Raw genomic sequence first — 20505 nt, 5'->3', positions numbered from 1 at the left:
AGGGCCGATGGTCTCACAACCCTGAGCTAGTCACTAGGGTTTTGAAGCAAATGCGAGTCGGAGCGGAGCAATGCAAGTGAGGAATTAGAGCGCCTTCGCGCGAAAGGCGAGCCGCTACCGGCTCGTAGAGCGGGCCCTTCGGCCCGGTGCGGGACGGCTCCGATCAGCGATCTCCGCTTTTCCGTCCCGTTAAGATACAGATGAAAATTTGGTTGCGGGGAAGGGATTCGAACCCCTGACCTCAAGGTTATGAGCCTTGCGAGCTGCCAGGCTGCTCCACCCCGCGACATTGCGCGGACAATCTGTCGGAGCAGGAATCCTTGTCAAGAAATTTCTATCTAAAGTTGTTCTCTGGTTTCGGCGTCAACAGCAGACTCATAGATTTCCTGCAAGGGCCGCTCGGTCTTCGGCTTCGCCCTTCGCGCTTTCGACCGCATCACATTGATCGCTGAAGCATCCAGCATGTTCTTGATGTGAGCCGCATAGAACTTCTCGATCATCTCGACGCTGGTGCGGCAGGCGGTCGCGATAACCACTCACCCACTTGGGGCTGCGCTGCCCCTCGGTGATGACCTCGTACTCCTTCAAGAACTGGTCAGCTGCCTGCTCGAAGGTCTTTTCATTCGTGAGCAGGCCCGCCCGCGATTTCCCCCGCAGCTCCAGATACCAGTCCTCGGCGAACTGCTTGGCGTGGGCGAGGCTTTCTTCCTTGGTGCTCACCCGGCGGTTCTTGCCGTTCAAAAAGGTGGAGCACTGCCAGTAGCGCGAGTTCTCGCGCTTGTAGACGTGGAGTTTACCGCCCATGAGCTCATGGGTAATCACGACTGCCCCCTTTCCGGCGTTTCTGTGTAACACCTGTGTAAGGGGATTCTAGCACGAAAAAGGGGTTATGGAATCACCATAACCCCTTGAGAATATTGGTTGCGGGGATAGGATTTGAACCTATGACCTTCAGGTTATGAGCCTGCAAACGGAAAGGACTGGACTGGCAGAGGTCGCATGCGCTCAATTTAAGGCCCTTGAATTATTCCCAAGACCGAGCCATGCCCCTTAGACTCTACCAGCGAGACGGGTCCCCAAATTGGTATCTTCGAGGCACTCTGCGCGGCATCTTAGTCCGCGAAAGCTGCCAAACCGATGACCGCAAAATCGCCCAAGAAATCAAGGCAAAGCGCGAATGGGAAATCCTGCAACGTAGTGTCTATGGCGTTAAAGCATCGGGCACGTTCCTCGGCGCCGCTGCAATCTACTTAGAGAACGACGGCGACGCTCGGTTTCTGCAACCGCTGATCGATCACTTTGGTTCGATGGCGATCGCCAAGATTGATCAAGCCGCTGCCGATGCCGCCGCTAAGGCGATCTATCCCGGCCTCGCACCGGCGACAATCAACCGTCAGCTTTACACGCCTTTGTCGGCCGTCATCAACATGGCGGCCTCGAAGGGCTATGGGTCACCGGTCAAATTCACCCGACCGAAATTGCCTAAAGGCCGCGTGCGTTGGATCACGCATGCCGAGGCGTTTACCCTGATCGAAGCGTGCGCGCCGCATCTCAAGCCGCTCGTCGCCTTCCTGTTCTACACCGGCGCGCGCGTCGGCGAGGCCCTTTGGCTCGATTGGCGCAATGTCGATTTAAGTCGCGCTCAGGTCCAATTTCTCGACACCAAGAACGGCCGCGATCGCGGTGTGCCGTTGCATCCCGACCTCGTGGCGATCCTCGCCAACCTGCCACACCGGGAGGGCGAGGTGTTTCGGAAGCAAGGCCGAATAATCCGAAAGTTTGTGCCGGCACGCAGCAACTCGGGCGAGCCAATCGAGGTGATCGAGGACGTCCTTGGCGATCCCTATGCGCCGCTGGATCCGGATGACCCGCGTGACGTGTCGGCGGGATCTCGGATCAAGAAGGGTTTTAAGGCAGCGGTGACGCGCGCCAAGATCAAGGATTTCCACCCACACGATTGCAGGCACACCTGGGCGACGTGGCATTACCAAGAGAACCGCGATCTCAACATGCTGATGCACCTCGGCGGTTGGTCGAGCCTATCGATGGTGCTGCGCTATGCGCACGTCAACGTCGCCCACGCCGCCCCCTCGATCCAGAAAATGCCCTCGATCGGCCCGGCGCCGCCCAAGGCGGCAAAGTTGACCCCGGTCAAAGCAAGGTCGCGCAAGCGCGCATCATGAGCGACCGCGCTGGGATGGCATTTGTTGCCATTACGGGGGGCGTGTGTGCGGTGGCGGCGCTGGGTGCTGCCTGGGCAGGGAACACGTTGCCTGTGCCGATGGATGGCTGTACTTTGACCCGTGGTCGGATTCTCGAGCGACGGTCTTAGGACCAATAACCGCCTAGAATGGCAGCCGTACGGCCAGGCGCAGGTCTCGAAGCATTCGCTCTGATCAACACCATCAACCATTGCGGTGCGTCGGCCTGCGGCGATTGATCATGAAAGCGCCTCGCCCAAATTCCGCCCAATGCGATTGCTAAAACCGGAAAATACAAACTATATCAATACGATATAGAAGGATGTGATTTCCCTTCACACGGGAGAGGTCCAAGGTTCGATCCCTTGTGCGCCCACCACGTCGTCGTTGATTTCTTGCACTTTTTACGCGCTTGGCCGGGTTTGCTCGGCAACTCGGTGCAGAACGAAACGCGAAGACGACACTTCAATCCGTGGAAAATCCGTGGACTTTGTTCGTCCGATGTTCTGGGCGGCGCCACCCCGAGCTGCGACACTTTCGAATATGCGTATGATCAGTCAATTGACTATGTCTTCGCACCAGCCTCCCTCAGCGTAAACGAAGCTGACGAAGGATTGGGACAAGTTATTGGATGAGCGACACTACGCACGAGAATTCTTTGATAGGTGGGACGACGGTGCTTGCCCGGTCTGCAATCTTACCTACGTCGAGAGCGAGCCCGACGATCAACGCACTCACCTCCGTTGCCATCGCGCCGTCGTTAATGTTTTCGAACCGAAGCCGTACCCGCGCATCGCCAAGCTTTTCGCTGCACACGGACGTTTCATCCCGGTGACCATCATCTCTTCCCTTGCGCTTCGCCGCCGCGTCTTCCGGATTGGACGAGCCTTCCTAAGAGAGTTCGGAACCGACAGCCTCCAGTACGATGAGAAAGGCGACGGGGCGCAAGCTTTCATTATTGCCGACGCTGAGGGACGCTCACTCGGAGCATATGTTGTCGATGGCAGGAATATACCAACGCACCACCCCGTTGGGTCCTAATGTGGATCTGGATAGCTCCGGCGTTCCGTCGGCAAGGATCTCAGAGCGGCATGGGAGCACGCCCGAAAGCAGTTTCCAGATATCGAGCCAGAGCGGCCCCTCTCACCGGCTGCCGCAAGGTTCTTTGCCAAACGCGATGACGTTCGTCCCGAAATACGGGCCTACGCTCAGCGGCAGCTCGAAGTAAAGAGCTAGTCCGTACAGGTACTCTGCGCCCTGCTTCGGGGTCACGCTGTCGTGCTACGCACAGAGCCCTCTGGTCCTTCTGCTTCCATCCTTCGCGCCAATCCTCGTCAGTCCACTGGTTCCGAGTGCCCCGAAGGGTTCAGCACCGCTACATGCCGGGTAGGATTGTCCCGTTTAGCAGCCAAAGCTACCACACGGGCAGCCCCCCTATCGGCGAAGGGTCCACGCCTTTCGGTGTGTACTGATACCCACCAGTGCTCCGGCTTCCGGGTATCATCTGGCATCATTCGTTCCCATTGCTGCACCACCTATTATTCGTGCTTCAACATAGCGTTCGCCTCCTCTAATTCTATGTTGAGGATAGAAGCGCAAGTCGCTCGGCCTTCCTGTGGGTAGATACCAGCAGTCCGTCTCTCTCGCCTATTCACTGCACGCTAGTCAGCGGAGTAGAAAATGCCGAATCGGCACTTTCTGGCGATTTTTCACACCACCGCATAGGCGGCGCTGGCACGCGACTCCTGGTCACAATCCGGAACTGAAATCGGCATGTGGAAATCGGGAATAGTTCGCCCAGAAGCTTCCTGTCGGACGCCAGTACGCTAGCCTCCGTTGTGCGATTCGCTTCGTGCACCCAACGAGTGGGGAATGACAGACGTTTCCACAGACGGGAAGTGCCGGGTTTTGAGCCTCGATGGCGGGGGAGCCAAGGGCTTCTATACCCTTGGTGTGCTCAAAGAGATCGAGGCGCTCGTCGGCGTGCCGTTGTGTAAAACGTTCGACCTCATATACGGGACGAGCACCGGGGCGATCATTGCGGCCCTCCTGGGACTGGCAAAGTCGGTAGACGAGATCGAATCGCTCTATAGGCTCCGGGTGGTTGAAGTGATGGGCGAGTTCTTACCCACCAAGAAGACTGCCGCGCTTGAAGCACTCGCCAAAGAGGTCTTCGGAGAAGCTCGGTTCGACACATTCAAGACGAACATGGGCATTGTGGGCACGTCGGCGTGGGTGAATACCCGCCACCAACACTTCCGACAACCAGCGCGCGGAAGTGGCTGAGCAAAATTCCGACCGTGAAGTTCTCGCAAAAGTTACTGGAGATCAACACACAGTCGATGGACCAGCTCTGTCGCGTACTGTTCCCCGATGTCGATGTCATCCGCATCAATACGAAATATACCCAACCCGAGATGGCGACCGACATGCTTGAGTCCAACATGGAAAAGCTCGGCAAGCTCTGGAGCCGTGGACGAGACTCAGCGCGTGAGCAGGAGGCACAGCTCAGGACATTTCTTGCTCTAGGAGAGGCCAGTGGGAATCTCGGAAAGCCAGCTTGAGACGTGGTCACATCAAGGCCAAACGGCACAGTTCACGGCGACCTATCAGACTATCAAGGCGATTCTTGATGACTCGCGGGCGCCTTATGCCAATCGCGATGCCGATACGTTCCTGCAGGGCTCGTACAAGAACGAAACGAACATCCACGCGGATAGCGACGGGGACATCGTACTGCGGACTAAGGCGGTCTATTACTCCGACACCAGCAATCTGCAGCCGGACGAAAAAGCCCGGTTTGATAAGGGATGGTCGCGCGCCACATACCAGCTCTCGGATTTCAAGAACGAAGTCGTTTCGTGGCTCCGGCAGCACTTTGGAAACTCCGTCGTTATAGGGAAAAAGGCGATCACGATCAAAGGCAACGGAACCTCCCGGCGCGATGCTGACGTGTTGGTGTGCGCTGAGTTCCGTCGTTATCACTCCTAGCCGAATGACTACAATCCGGGATACGTCGAGGGCATCTGCTTCTTCCTACCCGGTGACGTGCGCATTGAAAACTTCCCAGAACAGCATCACGACAACGCCACGACGAAGCATCAAGCGACGCAGCGCCTCTTCAAGCCTACTGTCCGGGTCTACAAAAACCTGCGCAACAAGCTGAGCCAGGAAGGCCGCCTGGCCGATGGGGTCGCGCCGTCCTATTTTCTGGAAGGCATGTTGTACAATGTTCCGCCGGATCGGTTCGGCGGCACGCATACAGCCAACTTCGTCGATACCTTAAACTGGATCATTGATGCGGACAGAACGAAGTTCGTGTGCGCGAATGAGCAATTCTATTTGCTTTGGGAGAATGACCCCGTGTGCTGGACTGCCGCCAAGTGCAACGCGTTCCTCAACGCGGCGGTGAAGTATTGCGATGAGTGATCGACATGGCCGACCAATTAGAACGGCCTGCCGATCTTGGCCTCGCGATCAAGATTATAAAAGAGCCGATCTCAAGACGACGATGCACGCAACCTAGCTAAGCGGTTCTCATAGCCGAGCCCATAGCCGACGTCTCGCCGCCGAGCCGTGACCACATACGCAGTCGCCCCCGCGAAGGAAGAGTTCGGAAATTGGTGCCGATTGACGTACATTGGAGATACCGGCGAACCGCGCTAAAGTAGGATTGGGCACGAATCTCCCTCTTTCCGGTACGAAGGCTCCATCGAATTCACACGATGGCGCGCGCCCAAAGTCGAGGGAGTCGCTGGGGCTGGCAGGAAAAATACATGGCGCTGAAAAAATCTGAACTGTACAGCTCGCTCTGGTCTGGCTGCGACGAACTTCGCGGAGGGATGGATGCGAGCCAATACAAGGATTACGTCCTTTCGTTTCTCTTCATCAAATATGTTACCGACAAATACGCGGGTGTGCCCTATGCCCCGATCAAGATTCCGAAGGGCGCAGATTTCTCCGCTATGGTCGCCCTGAAGGGCAAGAGCGACATTGGAGACCAAATTAACAAAAAGATCATCGCGCCACTTGCCGCCGCGAACGACCAGTTAAACCAAGCCGATTTCCCGGACTTCAACGACGCGACAAAGCTCGGCGACGGTAAGGAAAAGGCAGAAAAACTCACCAACCTGATCGCCATTTTCGAAAACCCGGCGCTCGATTTTTCAAAGAACCGCGCCGAGGGCGACGACATCTTGGGCGATGCGTATGAATATCTCATGCGCCACTTCGCCACCGAAAGCGGCAAGAGCAAGGGCCAGTTCTATACTCCCGCTGAAGTCAGCCGCGTCATGGCTCAGATCATCGGCATTCGTCAGGCCCATACGACCACCAACACAACCGTTTATGACCCTACCTGTGGCTCCGGCTCACTGCTGCTGAAAGTCGGCGACGAGGCCAGCGCCAAGGTTTCGCTCTACGGACAGGAGAAGGACTCAGCCACGAGCGGTCTTGCCCGCATGAACATGATCCTGCACGACAACCCGACGGCGCAGATCGTGCAGGGCAACACGATTGCCGATCCAAAATTTAAGGACGGTGACGCCATAAAGCAGTTCGATTTCGTCGTCGCCAATCCGCCGTTTAGCGACAAACGCTGGAGCACCGGCCTCGATCCCCTGCACGACCCGCACGACCGCTTCAAGGGCTTTGGCGTGCCGCCCACTAAACAGGGCGATTACGCCTATCTTCTGCACATTGTCCGGTCGCTGAAAAGCACGGGTTCTGGCGCGTGCATCCTCCCACACGGCGTCCTCTTCCGAGGTAACGCCGAGGCCGATATTCGCCGCGCCCTTGTGCGCAAGGGCTACATCAAGGGCATCATCGGCCTGCCTGCTAACCTGTTTTACGGCACGGGCATTCCCGCCTGCATCGTCGTGGTGGACAAGAAAGGGGCGCAGGCCCGCAAGGGCGTTTTCATGATCGACGCGAGCCAAGGCTTCATGAGGGATGGCCCGAAGAACCGGCTTCGGGCGCAGGACATCCACAAGATTGTCGATGCATTCACCAAGGCGCTCGACATTCCCGGTTATTCCCGTAGCGTCTCCTTCGCAGAGATCGAGAAAAACGACCACAACCTCAATCTCCCCCGCTATATCGACAGCCAGAAGGCGGAAGACCGGCAAAACATCGAGGGACACTTGCGCGGCGGCATCCCGCAGGCTGACATCGACGCGCTCAAAGCCTATTGGGACGTTTGCCCCAATCTGAAAGCGGCGCTCTTCAGTGAATGCCGTCCCGGTTTTATCGAGCTAGCTGTCGATAAGTCCGCAATCAAATTGGCGATCTTCGAGCATCCCGAGTTTGTCGCCTTCACGGGAGAGATGGCCAAGCACTTCGATACGTGGCGAAACAAGAGCGCCGAATCGCTGAAGGCACTGAAAACCGGAGTCCACCCCAATGACGTGATTGCGGCACTCTCCGAAGCATTGCTCGCACACTACGCGGGCGAGCCGCTGATCGACAAATACGACGTATATCAGCACCTCATGGATTATTGGGCAGAAACGATGCAGGACGATTGCTATGTCATCGCCCTCGACGGCTGGAGGGCGGAACCCCAACGCGTTGTCGAAAAAGATAAGAAAGGCAAGGAAAAGGACAAAGGCTGGACCTGTGACCTGATCCCGAAACCCTATATCGTGGCCCGGTTCTTTGCGAAGGAGCAGGCGGAGATCGACCAGTTGAGCGCGCAACAGGAGGCGGCCAGCGCCGTCCTGGCCGAGCTGGAAGAAGAGTACGGCGGCGACGAAGGCGCCTTTTCCGAACTCGACAAGGTGAACAGGGGGGCGATCAATGCTCGCCTCAAGGAAATCAAGGGCGACAAGGACGCCGCCGACGAGGCGGCCGCCCTTAGGAAGTGGCTGGAACTGTCGGATGAGGAGGCCGACCTCAAGAAGGCGCTCAAAGCCGCGGAAGCCGACCTCGATGCCAAGGCTTACGCCAAATATCCTAAGCTGACCGAGGCCGAGATCAAGACGCTGGTGGTCGATGATAAATGGATGGCCCGCATCGAGGCGGACATTCACGGCGAGATAGATCGAATCAGTCAGGCTCTAACCCAGCGGGTGCGCACGCTCGCCGACCGGTATGAAGTGCGGATGCCTGACCTCGCGAAACGCGTGGCCAATCTCGATACAAAAGTCGAGCGGCACCTCAGGGCGATGGGGTTTGCGTGGGCATGACTAGCGCAATCGCGGCTCCGTCAATTAAAGCGGAAGCGCCGAGCAATTTCCGCGAAACTGATCTCGGCCCGCTCCCTGCCGATTGGGTCATTCGTCGCGTCGATCATGTTTGCTCCTTGGTCAACGGAAGGGGCTTCAAGCCTTACGAGTGGCGCGACCGGGGCCTGCCGATCATCCGCATACAAAATCTTAACGGATCGAATGAGTTCAACTATTTCGATGGTGCGTATCACCGCAAGATCGAAGTTGCACCGGGCCAGTTGCTCTTTGCTTGGTCCGGCAGTCGAGGAACCTCCTTTGGACCGCACATTTGGGCTGGCCCCTTGGGTGTCCTCAACTATCACACCTGGAAGGTGGTCGTTGATGAAAAGTCAGTGTCGGCGGACTTCTTCTTTCACGCGCTGAAAGGCTTAACAGAATACATCGAGGATCAGGCACACGGCGCGTCTGCTTTGGTGCATGTCCAAAAATGGCAGATGGAAGGCTTTCAGATTGCCCTTCCTCCTACTGTCGCCGAACAACACGGCATCGCCGAGGCGCTTTCGGATGCGGATGCACTGATCGATGCGTTGGAAAGCCTCATCGCCAAAAAACGCGCCGTGAAGCAGGGCGCAATGCAGGAGCTTCTTTCCGGGCGGCGGCGGTTGGCGGGGTTCAGCGGTGAGTGGCAGGAGAAGTCTATCGGCGAACTCGCTAGCATCGATCCTGAGAACCTCGGCTCACAGACCTCGCTCGACTATGCGTTCAACTATATTGCGCTTGAGGACGTGCGAGAAGGTTCTCTTTGTGGCTTTTCCGAGCGAGTATTCCATTCCGCCCCTTCCCGAGCGCGTAGAAGGCTACGAAACGGTGACGTTCTGGTTGCGACCGTTAGACCCAACCTAAGATCACATCTGCTTTTCACAATCGAAGGCGGCGAATGGGTTTGTTCGACCGGGTTTTCTGTTCTGCGCTGCCATCCAGAAGTCGCTGCTGCTGGCTTTATCTTCGCGCACCTGTTTGGTGACGTTATCGCCCGACAAATCGAAATGAGATGTAGCCGCCCTTCGTATTCCATGCCCACCGCTAGAGGAGCAGGCCGCAATATCCGCAGTGCTATCCGACATGGACGACGAGCTAGGGGCGCTGACCGAGCGCCTCGCCAAAGCCCGCCAGATCAAACAGGGGATGATGCAGGAATTGCTGACGGGCAAAGTGAGGCTGGTATGAACGATTTTGTCGGCAAGCCCGAAAAAGCCACTCAGACGCGCGTCATCGGCCTCTTCAAGGGAGAATTGGCCTGGCGCTATTTAGGCGACTGGAGCGACCGGACGGACAACAGCAATATCGAGGAGAGCTTGCTTGCCACTTATCTCAAGGGCGCCGGTTATTCCGCTGCCCATATCAGCGCCGCACTCCATAAGCTGCGCTCTGAGGCGCATAACACGCACCGGAGCCTCTACGACAACAACGCAGCCGTGTATGGGCTGTTGCGCTACGGCGTCGATGTGCAGCTACACGCGGGTAAGCCGACCGACAACATAAAGCTGATTAACTGGAAGGAGCCAGAAAAGAACGACTTCGCAATGGCGGAAGAGGTCACCCTCAGGGGCGGGCTGGAACGCCGTCCTGACCTCGTTCTCTACGTCAATGGTATCGCCATCGGCGTGATCGAACTGAAAAATAGCAGGGTCACCATCGGCGACGGTATCCGTCAGCTTCTCTCAAACCAGAAGCCTGAATTCAACGCCTGGTTCTTTTCTACCATGCAGATCGTCTTTGCCGGGAACGATTCCGAAGGGCTGCAATACGGCACCATCGGAACGCCGGAAAAAATGTTCCTCAAATGGAAGGAGGACGAACAGGACAACACCGGGTTCAAGCTCGACAAATACCTGCGCAAACTCTGTCGCAAGGACCGGCTGATCGAACTGCTGCACGATTTCGTTCTCTTCGACGGCGGCGTGAAAAAACTGCCGCGGGTGCATCAATATTTCTCCATCAGGGCCGCCCAACAAAACGTGCGCGAGCACAAGGGCGGTATCATCTGGCACACCCAAGGCTCGGGCAAAAGCATCGTCATGGTGCTGTTGGCCAAATGGATCCTAGAGAACAACCCCAACGCACGCGTGGCGATCATCACCGACCGCGACGAACTGGACAAGCAGATCAAGCGCGTTTTCACCGAGGTAGGCGAGACTATCCATCGCACCAGCAGCGGGCGCGACCTTATGGCCAAGCTCGGTGAGGCCAAGCCGCGACTCCTTTGCTCGCTGGTTCACAAGTTTGGCCGTCAGGGCGGCGACGATTTCGACGCGTTCATCAAGGAAATCGAATCCCAAGCGGCTAAAACCATAGGCGAAATTTTCGTATTCGTCGATGAGTGCCACCGCACTCAGAACGGTAAGCTCCACCGCGCCATGAAGGCGCTGATGCCCAGCGCCGTCTTCATCGGGTTCACCGGCACGCCGCTGCTTAAGAAAGATAAGCAAACGAGCCTTGAGGTGTTCGGTGGCTATATCCATACTTACAAATTCGGCGAAGCCGTCGAGGACGAGGTTGTCCTTGACCTGATCTACGAGGCGCGCGACATCGATCAGCGCCTTGGCTCCGAAGACAAGATCGAGGCGTGGTTTGAGGCCAAGACCAAAGGTCTCAACCACTGGCAGAAGGACGAACTGAAAAAGAAGTGGGGCACGATGCAAAGCGTGCTCAGTTCCCGCTCGCGCATGGAGCGCGTCGTGCAGGACATTATATTCGATTTCAGCGTGAAACCCCGGCTATCCAGCCAGCGCGGTAACGCCATTCTGGTCGCCTCCAGCATCTACGAGGCTTGCAAATACTACGAGGCATTACAAAAAACCGAATTGAAAGGCCGCTGTGCGCTTGTCACCTCCTACAATCCTAACACTCAGGACGTGACCAAAGAGGAAACGGGGGCCAATTCCGAAACCGACAAGCAATTCATTTACAACATTTATACCGAATTGCTCAAAGCCGTTCAGGCCAAGCCCGGCCTGTCCAAGACCGAGACCCACGAAGAGGACGCTAAGGACCGCTTCATCAAGCAGCCCGCCAACATGAAGCTCCTTATTTTAGTGGACAAGCTGCTGACTGGCTTCGACGCACCGTCATGCACTTATCTCTATGTCGACAAGTCCATGCAAGACCACGGCCTGTTTCAGGCAATTTGCCGGACCAACCGGCTCGACGGCGAGGACAAAGATTTCGGCTACATCGTAGACTACATGAGCCTTCTCAAAAAGGTCGAAAAGGCCATCGCTGTCTATACGTCCGAGATCGACACCAGCGCGGGCGGGGCCGACCCCAGTGTGTTGATGAAGGACCGCCTGGACAAGGGCCGCCAGCGTCTCGACGAGACGCTTGAGGCCGTCGCCCTTATTTGCGAGCCGGTCCAGCCGCCCCAGGGCGAATTGGAGCATATCCACTATTTCTGCGGCAACACCGAGATCGCAACCGACCTGACCGAGCACGAACCGCAGCGCGCGGCACTGTACAAAGTCGTCGCCTCGCTTGTGCGAACCTATGCAGGCATCGCCGACGAACTGGAGGAAGCGGGCTATAGCGCCAGCGACATCGCGCGGATCAAGCAGAAGGTCGGGCAAGCCATCGCCATCCGCGAGATGGTGCGCCAAGCCAGCGGCGAAGTCCTCGACCTCAAAGCCTACGAGGCCGACATGCGACATCTCATCGACACCTATATAGAGGCGGACGAGCCGCGTAAGATTTCTCCGTTCGACAATGTGAGCCTGCTCGACCTGATCGTGAAGTCCGGCATTGCCGATGCAATTGGCCAGCAACTCGGCGCCATCAAGGACAAGGAAGCCATCGCTGAGACGATTGAGAACAACGTTCGGAGCAAGATCGTCAAGGAACACCTGAACGATCCGGTCTATTACGAGCGCATTTCGGCTCTTCTGGACGAGATCATCAAAGCGCGGAAGGCCAAGGCGCTTGATTACGAGGCATATCTCAAGCATGTGGGAGACCTGATAAAGAATCTCGTCGCGGGAAAGAGCGATACGACCCCACCCCGCCTCGACACGCCGGGCAAGCGCGCTCTGTACAACAATCTTGGCGAGAACGAGGAACTTGCGCTGAAAATCGACTTCTTAGTCAAGGCCCATCGCCCCGACGGATGGCGCGGCGTCGAAACCAAGGAACGGACGATCAAGGCCGCGATTTATAAGGTGCTCAATGACGAAGACGCGGTCGAGCGTATCTTTCCCATCATCAAGTCGCAGACGGAATATTGATGCAAGCCGAACTCAACGTCGGTGGAATTGCCGTCGATGTCCTCTTCAAGGACATTAAGAACGTGCATCTGAGTGTCTATCCGCCGACCGGCCGGGTCCGTATTTCTGCACCGCAGCGGATGAGCCTTGAGAATGTCCGGCTCTTCGCCATCTCAAAAATCGGCTGGATCAAACGGCACCAAGGGAAGATCACCCGCCAGCCCAGAGAAACGCCGCGCGAATATCTTGAGCGCGAAAGTCACTACGTTTGGGGACGGCGCTATCTCCTGACCATTAAGAAAGGAGGCTCTAGACCGGTTGTCGCGCTTAGCCACAAAACCCTCGCATTGACCTTGCCAGAGGGTACGTCTGCAAGCCAGTGCGAAGACGCGCTGGCTGAATGGTATCGGACAGAGCTACGCGAACGCGCCGCGCCTCTGCTGGCGAAATGGGCGAGATTGCTCAACGTCGAGCTTGAACGCTTCTATATCCAGCGAATGAAAACCAAATGGGGCAGTAGCAGCCCGGCTCGCAAAACCGTGCGGCTAAACCTCGAATTGGCGAAATTTTCACCCGAGTGCCTGGATTATGTGGCACTCCACGAAATTGCGCATTTTGTGGTGCCAAATCACACCGATAAATTCGTCGCGCTGCTCAATCGTCACATGCCCGGCTGGCCAACGATACGGGATCGCCTAAACGAGGGGCCACTCCCCGCTATCACGGGATGACGCCAGAGATTTTGAGTAGCGCAACCAGGGCCATGCCGCGGCATTATCTGTTCATTCATCAGCGAATCACTTGCAGCAGTGGCCTTAGCTGTTTGACAGCAGAGTTCTCTGCAGTCACGTCGCGGAAGATAGGACTGGCGCGTTAGCTTCTCGACGCGCCGCTATTTGCTCTAGTTCGCAAAACAGCCGCTCTTCGAACAGTTCACTCTCAAATGAGCAAAAAACATGGCCAAATCTAACAGGAAAAATACGTCGCCGAACATCGTAAAACGAACAGTTGTGCCGATTCGGCGTAAGAACGCTGAACTTCGTACACGAGAGTATCTGACCGATGACGGGTACTGTCCAGAATCTTTCGCACTTTTGATCAGGCGACGGCTCCGGTTTCAGAGAGTTGTGGCTGATAGAGCGGTCGCATGTTCATGTAGCATTGGTCGACCACGCCGTTCCGGCAATGTGCCGCAGCCGGGCCGCCGCTAAGTTGAGACAGGATTGACCGTCGGGGAAGGCGCCGACGACACGGGTTCGTCGCCGGATCTCCTTCATGATGCGCTCGAGCGGATTGCCCCGGAACTTCGCCGTCCGCTGGAACGAGCCGTCCTTGTTCAGGATGATTCCCTCGTCGACCAGGGCTGCCCAGGGCAGGAAGTCGGCGAGCCGCGCGTTGGAATGGCGATATTCGGCAAGGTTCATCATGACTGAGAGCTCAAGCGTTGAGATGACCGGGGATGCGCAGATGTCGGCGCACCACATCGACAAAAGCGGGGTCGCGCTTGGCGGCCCAGACCGCGGCCATATGGCCGATGAACCAGAGGACCAGACCCGCGATCCAGAGCCGCAGCCCCAGACCCAAGGCTGCGGCAAGCGTGCCGTTGACGATCGCAACCGACCGCGGCGCGCCGCCCATCAGGATTGGCTCAGTGAGTGCGCGATGAACGGGCACGACAAAGCCTGCGACAGGTTCATCCATCAGATCACCACGCCACCGCCGAAGGAGAAGAACGACAGGAAGAAGCTTGAGGCCGCAAACGCGATCGACAGACCGAACACGATCTGGATCAGTCTGCGGAAGCCGCCCGAGGAATCCCCGAATGCGAGCGTTAGGCCGGTCACGACGATGATGATGACCGCGATGATCTTTGCGACCGGCCCTTCCACTGACTGCAAAATCTGATTGAGCGGCTGCTCCCACGGCATGTTCGAGCCAGCCGCCCATGCGGGCTGAATTGCCAAAAACATGGTGCCGTAGGCGGCCAACGATGTACCTCGAAGAAAGCGAAATTGCTGACGCATGTCAGTCTCCTGCTGTTGAAAGGCTGTAGTCACCGGTGGCATCCAGCCCTGAGACGGCGGCGAGTTCAGCGAGGCGGCGGTCAGCGCCGCGTCCCATCAGCACGGCGATGAGGTTGATGGTCTCGGCGATCAGGGCGCGCGGAACCGTGACGACGGCTTCCTGGATGAGCTGCTCGAGCCGACGCAGCGCGCCGAGCGCAGTGCCAGCATGGATGGTACCAATGGCCACCGGGATGGCCGGTGCCCCAGGCCTTGAGAAGGTCGAGTGCTTCGGCACCTCGGACTTCGCCGATCGGGATGCGATCAGGACGCAGTCGGAGGGACGAGCGCACAAGATCCGACAGCGTCGCCACACCATCCTTGGTCCGCAAAGCGACGAGATTGGGCGCTCTGCACTGTAGCTCGCGGGTGTCTTCGATCAGCACGACCCGATCGGAGGTCTTCGCCACCTCGGCCAAAAGCGCATTCGTCAACGTGGTCTTGCCCGTCGATGTCCCGCCAGCGACAAGGATGTTCTTCCGCGCGGCAACCGCGTTCTGCAGGATCCTGGCCTGCTCTGAGGTCATGATCTTCTTGGCGGTGTAGTCGTCGAGCGTAAACACGGCGACGGCGGGCTTGCGGATAGCAAAGGCCGGTGCTGCAACGACCAGAGGCAAGAGACCTTCGAAACGCTCGCCGGTCGAAGGCAATTCGGCCGAGACCCGTGGCGAACCGGCATGCACCTCGGCACCGACGTGATGCGCGACCAGGCGAACAATGCGCTCGCCATCGGCAGCGGACAGAGTTTCGCCTGTGTCCATGAGGCCATTCGACAGCCGGTCGATCCATAGCCTCCCATCCGGATTAAGCATCACCTCGATGATCGCTTCGTCTTCGAGGTAGCCTGCAATCGCGGAGCCGAGCGCGCTACGCAGCATTCGCGCACCACGCGAACTCGCTTCCGATTGAATGGAATGGATTGCCACCGTTCGCCCCACCGAATGAGGACGCTCAAAGAGCTCCCTCAGATGGGGATCACTAGAAAAGGCACTAATGCACTTGGCGCAACAAGCGCTTTCGCTGATCGTAGGCTGGCGTAGAAAAAGAAAGACTGAGAATCGATATTTGACGGCTAGCTCGTATCCGTTCGCCGCGAGTTACTGCTCACCACTCCGCGTCGTCATCCCCGGGCAGGAGGACGACCGAATCCTCATACACCCAACTGACTCGACAGCGCAGGAAACATCCGCCTGCTTGAAGACGAGGATTGAACTCGTCCACGAAGCAATGGATCGGCGCCGGGGCAGCGCGAACCACCAACGTCGCGATCTGCAGTCAGCGCTTTGCTTTTCCTTCCAGTTCAAGACGCGTATCTTGGTGAGCCTTCCACGAGCAAACGCGGTGATGCCCTGCACGAAATCAAAGATGCTTTCCGGCTTGCGGTTTTCCTCGCCCAGAACGGTCTCGATGATCTTGGACGCCTCGGATTTGGAAAACCCGCCTTTGCGGAGGAAGGTCTCCCGGTCCTCGTCCGTCCGTGCAACGATCCGCTGTCGCGCCGCCTTGACGCCGGCGACGAATAGCGCGGGCGAGGAATTGGCGAAGCTGGTCAATGTGGGGGCCGCTTCATGCGCAAAGCGTTGCGCCGCAAATTTTGAATGGCGAATGGTGATCTCTTCGAAATTCTCCACACCCCAAAGGTTACGGTTCATACACACGGCGCGGAGGTAGAAGCTGGCAATGCCCAGCGTCTTGCGCCGACTTCACTATTCCAGCAGTAAAATCCCCGGAAATACAAATCCGGCGAACCGCCCGGCAAACGCCCCGCCTCGATCGGATTGATATCGTCGACGAGAAACAGGAATACGTCCCGATCGCTGGCGCAGAAGTCGTGGTATCCTTCGTCACTTCCACGAAGGGATTGTGCGTCATGGTTGACCAATCCAAGACGCCCGGCACCTTCCAACGCGTGTCGCCGGTACCGTTACCCGCGATCTTCATGACCGCGGCGATCAGTTCATGATCCCAAATGCGGCCGTAGTCTGGCCCGGTGACGGCGCGAAGCTCAACGCGACCGTCATTGGTCTCCAGCATCTTCACGAGCTCGGCGCGATGTGACAGCAAGCCGTGTTGCAGGTTGATGGCCGATAGGGCCGCGGGAAGCTGCCGCCTAGGAAATCGGCGCGCCGACAAGCGTACACAACTGGCTAAAGCTCCAATGGCTCGGGGCCACCGGCTCGTCACGTCCCGGCACCGCCAGCGCCAACCGCTCGGAGTTTGCCGGCTCGCCTCCACTTGGATCGCCCGGCTTTCCACCGTTCGCGCTTGCGCGCGGTCCGCCCGTCCTCGCACTGCTTCATAAAGGTCCGGCAAGTTCAGAAACCGCTCGTCATCGGGTCGCGCAAACCACTCAGACGACACGCGGCCAATCCGCTGACCGCGCGATACCTCCACGCGAAAACCGCCGGAAGCAGGCTGTTGGCCTTGAGACAAAGTCATCATGTTCATGGTCATTTTCCTATTCTTATGGGCTGAGGTTGAAGCGGAGCGCTGCGCTGCAACCCTGCCCGTCGGCGAGACCTGGGGTAGCAAGGGCAAGGGCCGCCGGGGCGGAGGGGGGTCACCCGCCTGGCACGGGCGCGCTAACAGCGCGCGTCTGCACGCGCCTGACGACGACGTCATCATGAAAATCCTTTGCGCGGAAGACCGGGGATACCGCCCCGGCCGGCACGGCGAGCCGTGCTTCGCCCTTGCGTGCGCGAGGGCGGAGCCCTTAGCAATCTCATCAAAAGAAAAAATCTCTTCCGTTCCTTCGAAGCGGCGCAAGAAACGAAAACGGCCCCGCCTCCGAGGAGGCGGGGCCGTTAATCGCATGGGATCAATCGCTGCGGCGCGACCAGATCAGGGTGAAGCCCTCGTCACCTTCGACCTTGACTAGCGAGGCGTAGATCGGGGCCGGGAAGCTCGGATCGTCGAGCTTGACCGAGAGGTATTCGCGATCGCTCTCGCGGGCGGTCTTCTTCCAGGCTGCGCCGAACTCGGTCGTGCCGGCGAAGAGTGCGGAAGTCAGGCGCCTTGTCGTGATCCTTCTCGGATGCCGCGAACCTTGCCTTGATGTTCAGGGTCAGGGTCTTGATCGAGCCGGTGTAGCCGTTCTCCGACGCGGTGAAGGTGCCAATGATAGCCATGGTGGGTCTCCGTCTGTTGCTCGGGCCGCGTCCATCGCAGCCTCGATGGCGATTCTTGGCCCGGGGAGCGATCAGCCCGCAGCCTTCAGCCCGCAGCGCAGCGGAGAACGGCGAAAAGCCTGCTTTTTTGCCTTCCGCGAGGAATGCCGCCTCTTCGCGGCAGGGAAAAAAGTAGGCGCAGCCGTTGCGGGAAGGCGATCGAGGCCTCTTGCCGGCCCTCGGGCCTGATCAGCCCATTCGAGGTTGGGTTGGACGTGCGTCGTGAACGAACTGACAGAGAGAAGCATGCCGGCTGCAGCACCGCGGTACAAGAACGCAGCGGGATCGATCTGACGCATGCTGACGCCTTCGCATCAACGGCAAGAAAGACGCAGCTTCGACAGATTTAGCGGACCCAATCGTACTCTCGTGCGCCTGATGGAAACCACGGTCGGGCCGGATCATTTGGCGGACGATTGGAAGGCAAGCAATGGTGCCCATCCCCATTTCTTAACGTGAGCGACAGGGCAATCCCTTGGCCGCATAAGAAACTTTGACGGAGGGCTCGCGCCTTTGTCGGCGCACGCGCTTCGTGGAATTAAGAACTTATGTACCAGCCTTGGTCTGCTCTTGATTAAGGCGTGTACACACACACTCACAACTCGGAAACACAGCGGATCGACGTCCATTCTATATTTTATTAGCCCGTGACAGACGAAAGCGGACATCGCCGGACGTCTGTGCTTGGCAAGCCGACGACACTGCACCGGCCACCTCCGGGAAGTATCGGCTCAACGATCAAGAGGGCCATGGTTCCGTAGGGCCCTTTTCATGGGCGCCTGAAGTCGAACGACGATTTCTCCTGCTCGCTTACTGTCCTCAGCGATCATATTGAGGGTTCGCCGGACTTCCTCCAGATCTGGCCGTTGAGCGCTCAGCCAGGTTAAGCCGGCCTCTGCATTGATGATCGTCGCTGTGAGCGCGTTCACGATTGCACCATAGGTACTCACAAATTCCGCTGAGGCCAGCAATGGCGCTTCGTCCTTTCCGTCGCCCAGACCTGCTCCTAATTCGAAACAGGAGCGATGCAATGCCTTAGACGTTTGCCGGACGGCGTTTGTGGCCTTGCCATCGAGCACAACGTCGGCTTGTGACCCCATGGGCACGTGGCGGCCGACAGCCTTAAAGACAGCAGCGAACACGCGTTTTCCCACAACGAGCTGAAGCCCCGCTTGGATGGTACGGTGCTCGATGGCGCAGATGTACCAACTCGGCGTCCACTTCCACAACATAGCTCACTCCTCTGGTGGGCTGCGAGAAGGATGCGGATCGGCCGGAGGAACGCTCTAAACGTCGATGTGGCGCACTTTTCCGGCCTGTTCTTATGAGTTCTGAGGCTTCCATATTGGGCGAATTTAGACATCCGCGTCTTTTACGAGTACACGCCCCAATGGATGTGGTGTTCAATGTGCAGCTAGTTCTTCCTTGATTACTGCCACGTAATATGCTGCGCCGATGCCGAGGATTTGGTCATTGAAGTCGAAAGCCGACTGATGGAGGCCAGAGCCTGTCAGCAAAGGGCCTGCACCGATCCAGGCGTAGGCCCCCGGCCGATGTTGCAGCATAACGGAGAAATCTTCCGCACCCATCGACGGCCGAAAATCCGTGTCCACCGCGTCAGACCCGAGTACATTGCGTGCCGCTCGTTGCGCAACCAAGGCCTCGCGGTGTGAGTTCACCGTACTCGGCATCCGGCGCATATAGTTCAAAGCGATACTTACATCGAACGCTTGGCCGAGACCCGACGCGATTGCCTGCAATCGACTTTCGATACGATCTTGAACTTCATCCTTGAAAGTTCGAACGGTCCCACCGATCTTGATCTCGTCCGGGACAACATTGTGAACCTCGCCACCCTTAACAAACGTAATGGACGCGACTCCCTGCTCGAAGGGATCGATATTTCGCGCAACCACAGTCTGAATAGCCGAAATGAGTTTCCCCGTAACTACGGCTGGATCTCTCAAATAGTGGGGGAGCGCCGCATGCCCCCCTTGCCCCCTCACCAAAAAGTCGAATGTATCGAAGCGAGCCATCATCGGTCCTGGCTGCACTGCAATGCGTCCCTGATCCAAACCGGGCCAATTGTGTAGTGCATAGATTGATTGGACAGGGAATCGTTCGAAAAGTCCTTCTTCGACCATTCGGCGACCGCCGCCCTCGTTCTCCTCTGCTGGCTGAAACACAAACACGACCTTTCCCGCGAATTCACGGTTCTGCGCCAGATGTTTTGCCGCGCCTAGCAGCATTGCCATATGGCCATCGTGGCCGCAGGCGTGCATCATGCCTTGGTGCTTCGATGCATACTTGATGTTCGAGGTCTCCGTAATGGGCAACGCGTCGAGCTCAGCACGAAGGCCGATCGCTTGATCGGATTGGATGCTACCTTCCAACACTCCAACGACGCCGGTGCCCGCGAGGCCTCGCTCGACCCGCAAGCCAAACTTGTTAAGGCATGCAGCAACAAAGTCTGCTGTCTTCGTCTCGCGATAAGCAATCTCCGGCATCTGATGAAGCGCATGTCGCCATTCGCGCATACGTTGAACCGTCTCTTCTGATACGTGAAAATTCATGACTTTCTTTTGTCCGTCTGTCCTGTCACACAGCGAGCGAGAATTGAGACAAGCTCAACAACCATCGCACGAGGGTGGAGG

At 57.7% G+C, this 20505-nt stretch carries 14 protein-coding genes, 1 tRNA gene and 4 pseudogenes; 9 read left to right on the top strand and 10 right to left on the bottom strand.

Annotation, left to right across the window (positions count from 1 at the left end):
* Nucleotides 1-209: 209 nt before the first annotated feature.
* Nucleotides 210-286, bottom strand: a tRNA-Met gene (locus tag DCG74_RS37950).
* A gap of 89 nt (nt 287-375) precedes the next feature.
* The gene (locus DCG74_RS37945) at nt 376-822 is read right to left on the bottom strand and encodes a hypothetical protein (protein WP_175421785.1); all 447 of its coding nucleotides are present in this window, start codon (nt 820-822) and stop codon (nt 376-378) included.
* A gap of 221 nt (nt 823-1043) precedes the next feature.
* Here DCG74_RS37945 and DCG74_RS37940 point away from each other — a divergent pair, with 221 nt between their 5' ends.
* From DCG74_RS37940 to DCG74_RS37905, 9 genes are all read left to right on the top strand, one after another.
* Nucleotides 1044-2183: a site-specific integrase gene (locus tag DCG74_RS37940; RefSeq protein ID WP_172789546.1), complete on the top strand. Its 1140-nt coding sequence runs from the start codon at nt 1044-1046 to the stop codon at nt 2181-2183.
* A gap of 645 nt (nt 2184-2828) precedes the next feature.
* Nucleotides 2829-3242 (top strand): hypothetical protein, encoded by a 414-nt coding sequence (locus tag DCG74_RS39170; protein WP_172789545.1) that lies wholly within the window; start codon nt 2829-2831, stop codon nt 3240-3242.
* Between the two features lie 831 nt (nt 3243-4073).
* Nucleotides 4074-4487, top strand: a complete 414-nt coding sequence (locus tag DCG74_RS37935) for a patatin-like phospholipase family protein (RefSeq protein WP_246709108.1) — start codon at nt 4074-4076, stop codon at nt 4485-4487.
* A gap of 14 nt (nt 4488-4501) precedes the next feature.
* Nucleotides 4502-4765, top strand: a complete 264-nt coding sequence (locus DCG74_RS37930; protein ID WP_246709107.1) for a hypothetical protein — start codon at nt 4502-4504, stop codon at nt 4763-4765.
* Nucleotides 4740-5192: a nucleotidyltransferase gene (locus tag DCG74_RS37925; RefSeq protein ID WP_172789544.1), complete on the top strand. Its 453-nt coding sequence runs from the start codon at nt 4740-4742 to the stop codon at nt 5190-5192. Before DCG74_RS37930 ends, DCG74_RS37925 begins: the two co-directional genes overlap by 26 nt.
* A 57-nt stretch (nt 5193-5249) precedes the next feature.
* Complete coding sequence (locus DCG74_RS37920; RefSeq protein WP_172789543.1) at nt 5250-5630, top strand: hypothetical protein; 381 nt, start codon at nt 5250-5252, stop codon at nt 5628-5630.
* A 347-nt stretch (nt 5631-5977) separates the two neighbouring features.
* On the top strand, nt 5978-8386 hold the full coding sequence (locus DCG74_RS37915) for a type I restriction-modification system subunit M (protein WP_172789542.1): 2409 nt from the start codon (nt 5978-5980) through the stop codon (nt 8384-8386).
* Complete coding sequence (locus DCG74_RS37910; protein WP_172789541.1) at nt 8383-12642, top strand: HsdR family type I site-specific deoxyribonuclease; 4260 nt, start codon at nt 8383-8385, stop codon at nt 12640-12642. Before DCG74_RS37915 ends, DCG74_RS37910 begins: the two co-directional genes overlap by 4 nt.
* Nucleotides 12642-13352 (top strand): M48 family metallopeptidase, encoded by a 711-nt coding sequence (locus DCG74_RS37905; RefSeq protein WP_172789540.1) that lies wholly within the window; start codon nt 12642-12644, stop codon nt 13350-13352. Before DCG74_RS37910 ends, DCG74_RS37905 begins: the two co-directional genes overlap by 1 nt.
* A 420-nt stretch (nt 13353-13772) precedes the next feature.
* Here DCG74_RS37905 and DCG74_RS37900 read toward each other — a convergent pair.
* From DCG74_RS37900 to DCG74_RS37865, 8 genes and pseudogenes are all read right to left on the bottom strand, one after another.
* Nucleotides 13773-13916: pseudogene (locus DCG74_RS37900) on the bottom strand (transposase); the annotation flags it as partial.
* Nucleotides 13917-14058: 142 nt separating this feature from the next.
* Complete coding sequence (locus DCG74_RS37895) at nt 14059-14322, bottom strand: VirB3 family type IV secretion system protein (RefSeq protein WP_172789584.1); 264 nt, start codon at nt 14320-14322, stop codon at nt 14059-14061.
* Nucleotides 14322-14645, bottom strand: coding sequence for a TrbC/VirB2 family protein (locus DCG74_RS37890; protein WP_172789585.1), 324 nt, complete (start codon nt 14643-14645; stop codon nt 14322-14324). The genes DCG74_RS37895 and DCG74_RS37890 overlap by 1 nt, the downstream gene beginning before the upstream one ends.
* A gap of 1 nt (nt 14646) precedes the next feature.
* Nucleotides 14647-15562: pseudogene (gene trbB, locus DCG74_RS37885) on the bottom strand (P-type conjugative transfer ATPase TrbB).
* A gap of 397 nt (nt 15563-15959) precedes the next feature.
* A pseudogene (locus DCG74_RS37880) lies at nt 15960-17126 on the bottom strand (DUF932 domain-containing protein).
* A 376-nt stretch (nt 17127-17502) separates the two neighbouring features.
* Nucleotides 17503-17812 (bottom strand): annotated as a pseudogene (locus DCG74_RS37875) (DUF736 domain-containing protein).
* 770 nt (nt 17813-18582) lie between these two features.
* On the bottom strand, nt 18583-19083 hold the full coding sequence (locus DCG74_RS37870; RefSeq protein ID WP_172789586.1) for a hypothetical protein: 501 nt from the start codon (nt 19081-19083) through the stop codon (nt 18583-18585).
* Nucleotides 19084-19254: 171 nt separating this feature from the next.
* Nucleotides 19255-20424 (bottom strand): M20 aminoacylase family protein, encoded by a 1170-nt coding sequence (locus DCG74_RS37865; RefSeq protein WP_172789587.1) that lies wholly within the window; start codon nt 20422-20424, stop codon nt 19255-19257.
* Between the last annotated feature and the right edge of the window lie 81 nt (nt 20425-20505).

Source organism: Bradyrhizobium sp. WBAH42 (genome assembly GCF_024585265.1).
GTDB lineage: Bacteria > Pseudomonadota > Alphaproteobacteria > Rhizobiales > Xanthobacteraceae > Bradyrhizobium.
Note: the sequence above shows the minus strand (reverse complement) of the source record. Positions and strands in the feature narration are given on the sequence as shown.

Bases quoted from the DNA above. Each gene is read 5' to 3' on its own strand.
- DCG74_RS37940 (WP_172789546.1), top strand. From the start codon at position 1,044: ATGCCCCTTAGACTCTACCAGCGAGACGGGTCCCCAAATTGGTATCTT.
- DCG74_RS37935 (WP_246709108.1), top strand. From the start codon at position 4,074: ATGACAGACGTTTCCACAGACGGGAAGTGCCGGGTTTTGAGCCTCGAT.
- DCG74_RS37915 (WP_172789542.1), top strand. From the start codon at position 5,978: ATGGCGCTGAAAAAATCTGAACTGTACAGCTCGCTCTGGTCTGGCTGC.
- DCG74_RS37910 (WP_172789541.1), top strand. From the start codon at position 8,383: ATGACTAGCGCAATCGCGGCTCCGTCAATTAAAGCGGAAGCGCCGAGC.
- DCG74_RS37905 (WP_172789540.1), top strand. From the start codon at position 12,642: ATGCAAGCCGAACTCAACGTCGGTGGAATTGCCGTCGATGTCCTCTTC.
- DCG74_RS37895 (WP_172789584.1), bottom strand. From the start codon at position 14,322: ATGGATGAACCTGTCGCAGGCTTTGTCGTGCCCGTTCATCGCGCACTC.
- DCG74_RS37890 (WP_172789585.1), bottom strand. From the start codon at position 14,645: ATGCGTCAGCAATTTCGCTTTCTTCGAGGTACATCGTTGGCCGCCTAC.
- DCG74_RS37870 (WP_172789586.1), bottom strand. From the start codon at position 19,083: ATGTTGTGGAAGTGGACGCCGAGTTGGTACATCTGCGCCATCGAGCAC.
- DCG74_RS37865 (WP_172789587.1), bottom strand. From the start codon at position 20,424: ATGAATTTTCACGTATCAGAAGAGACGGTTCAACGTATGCGCGAATGG.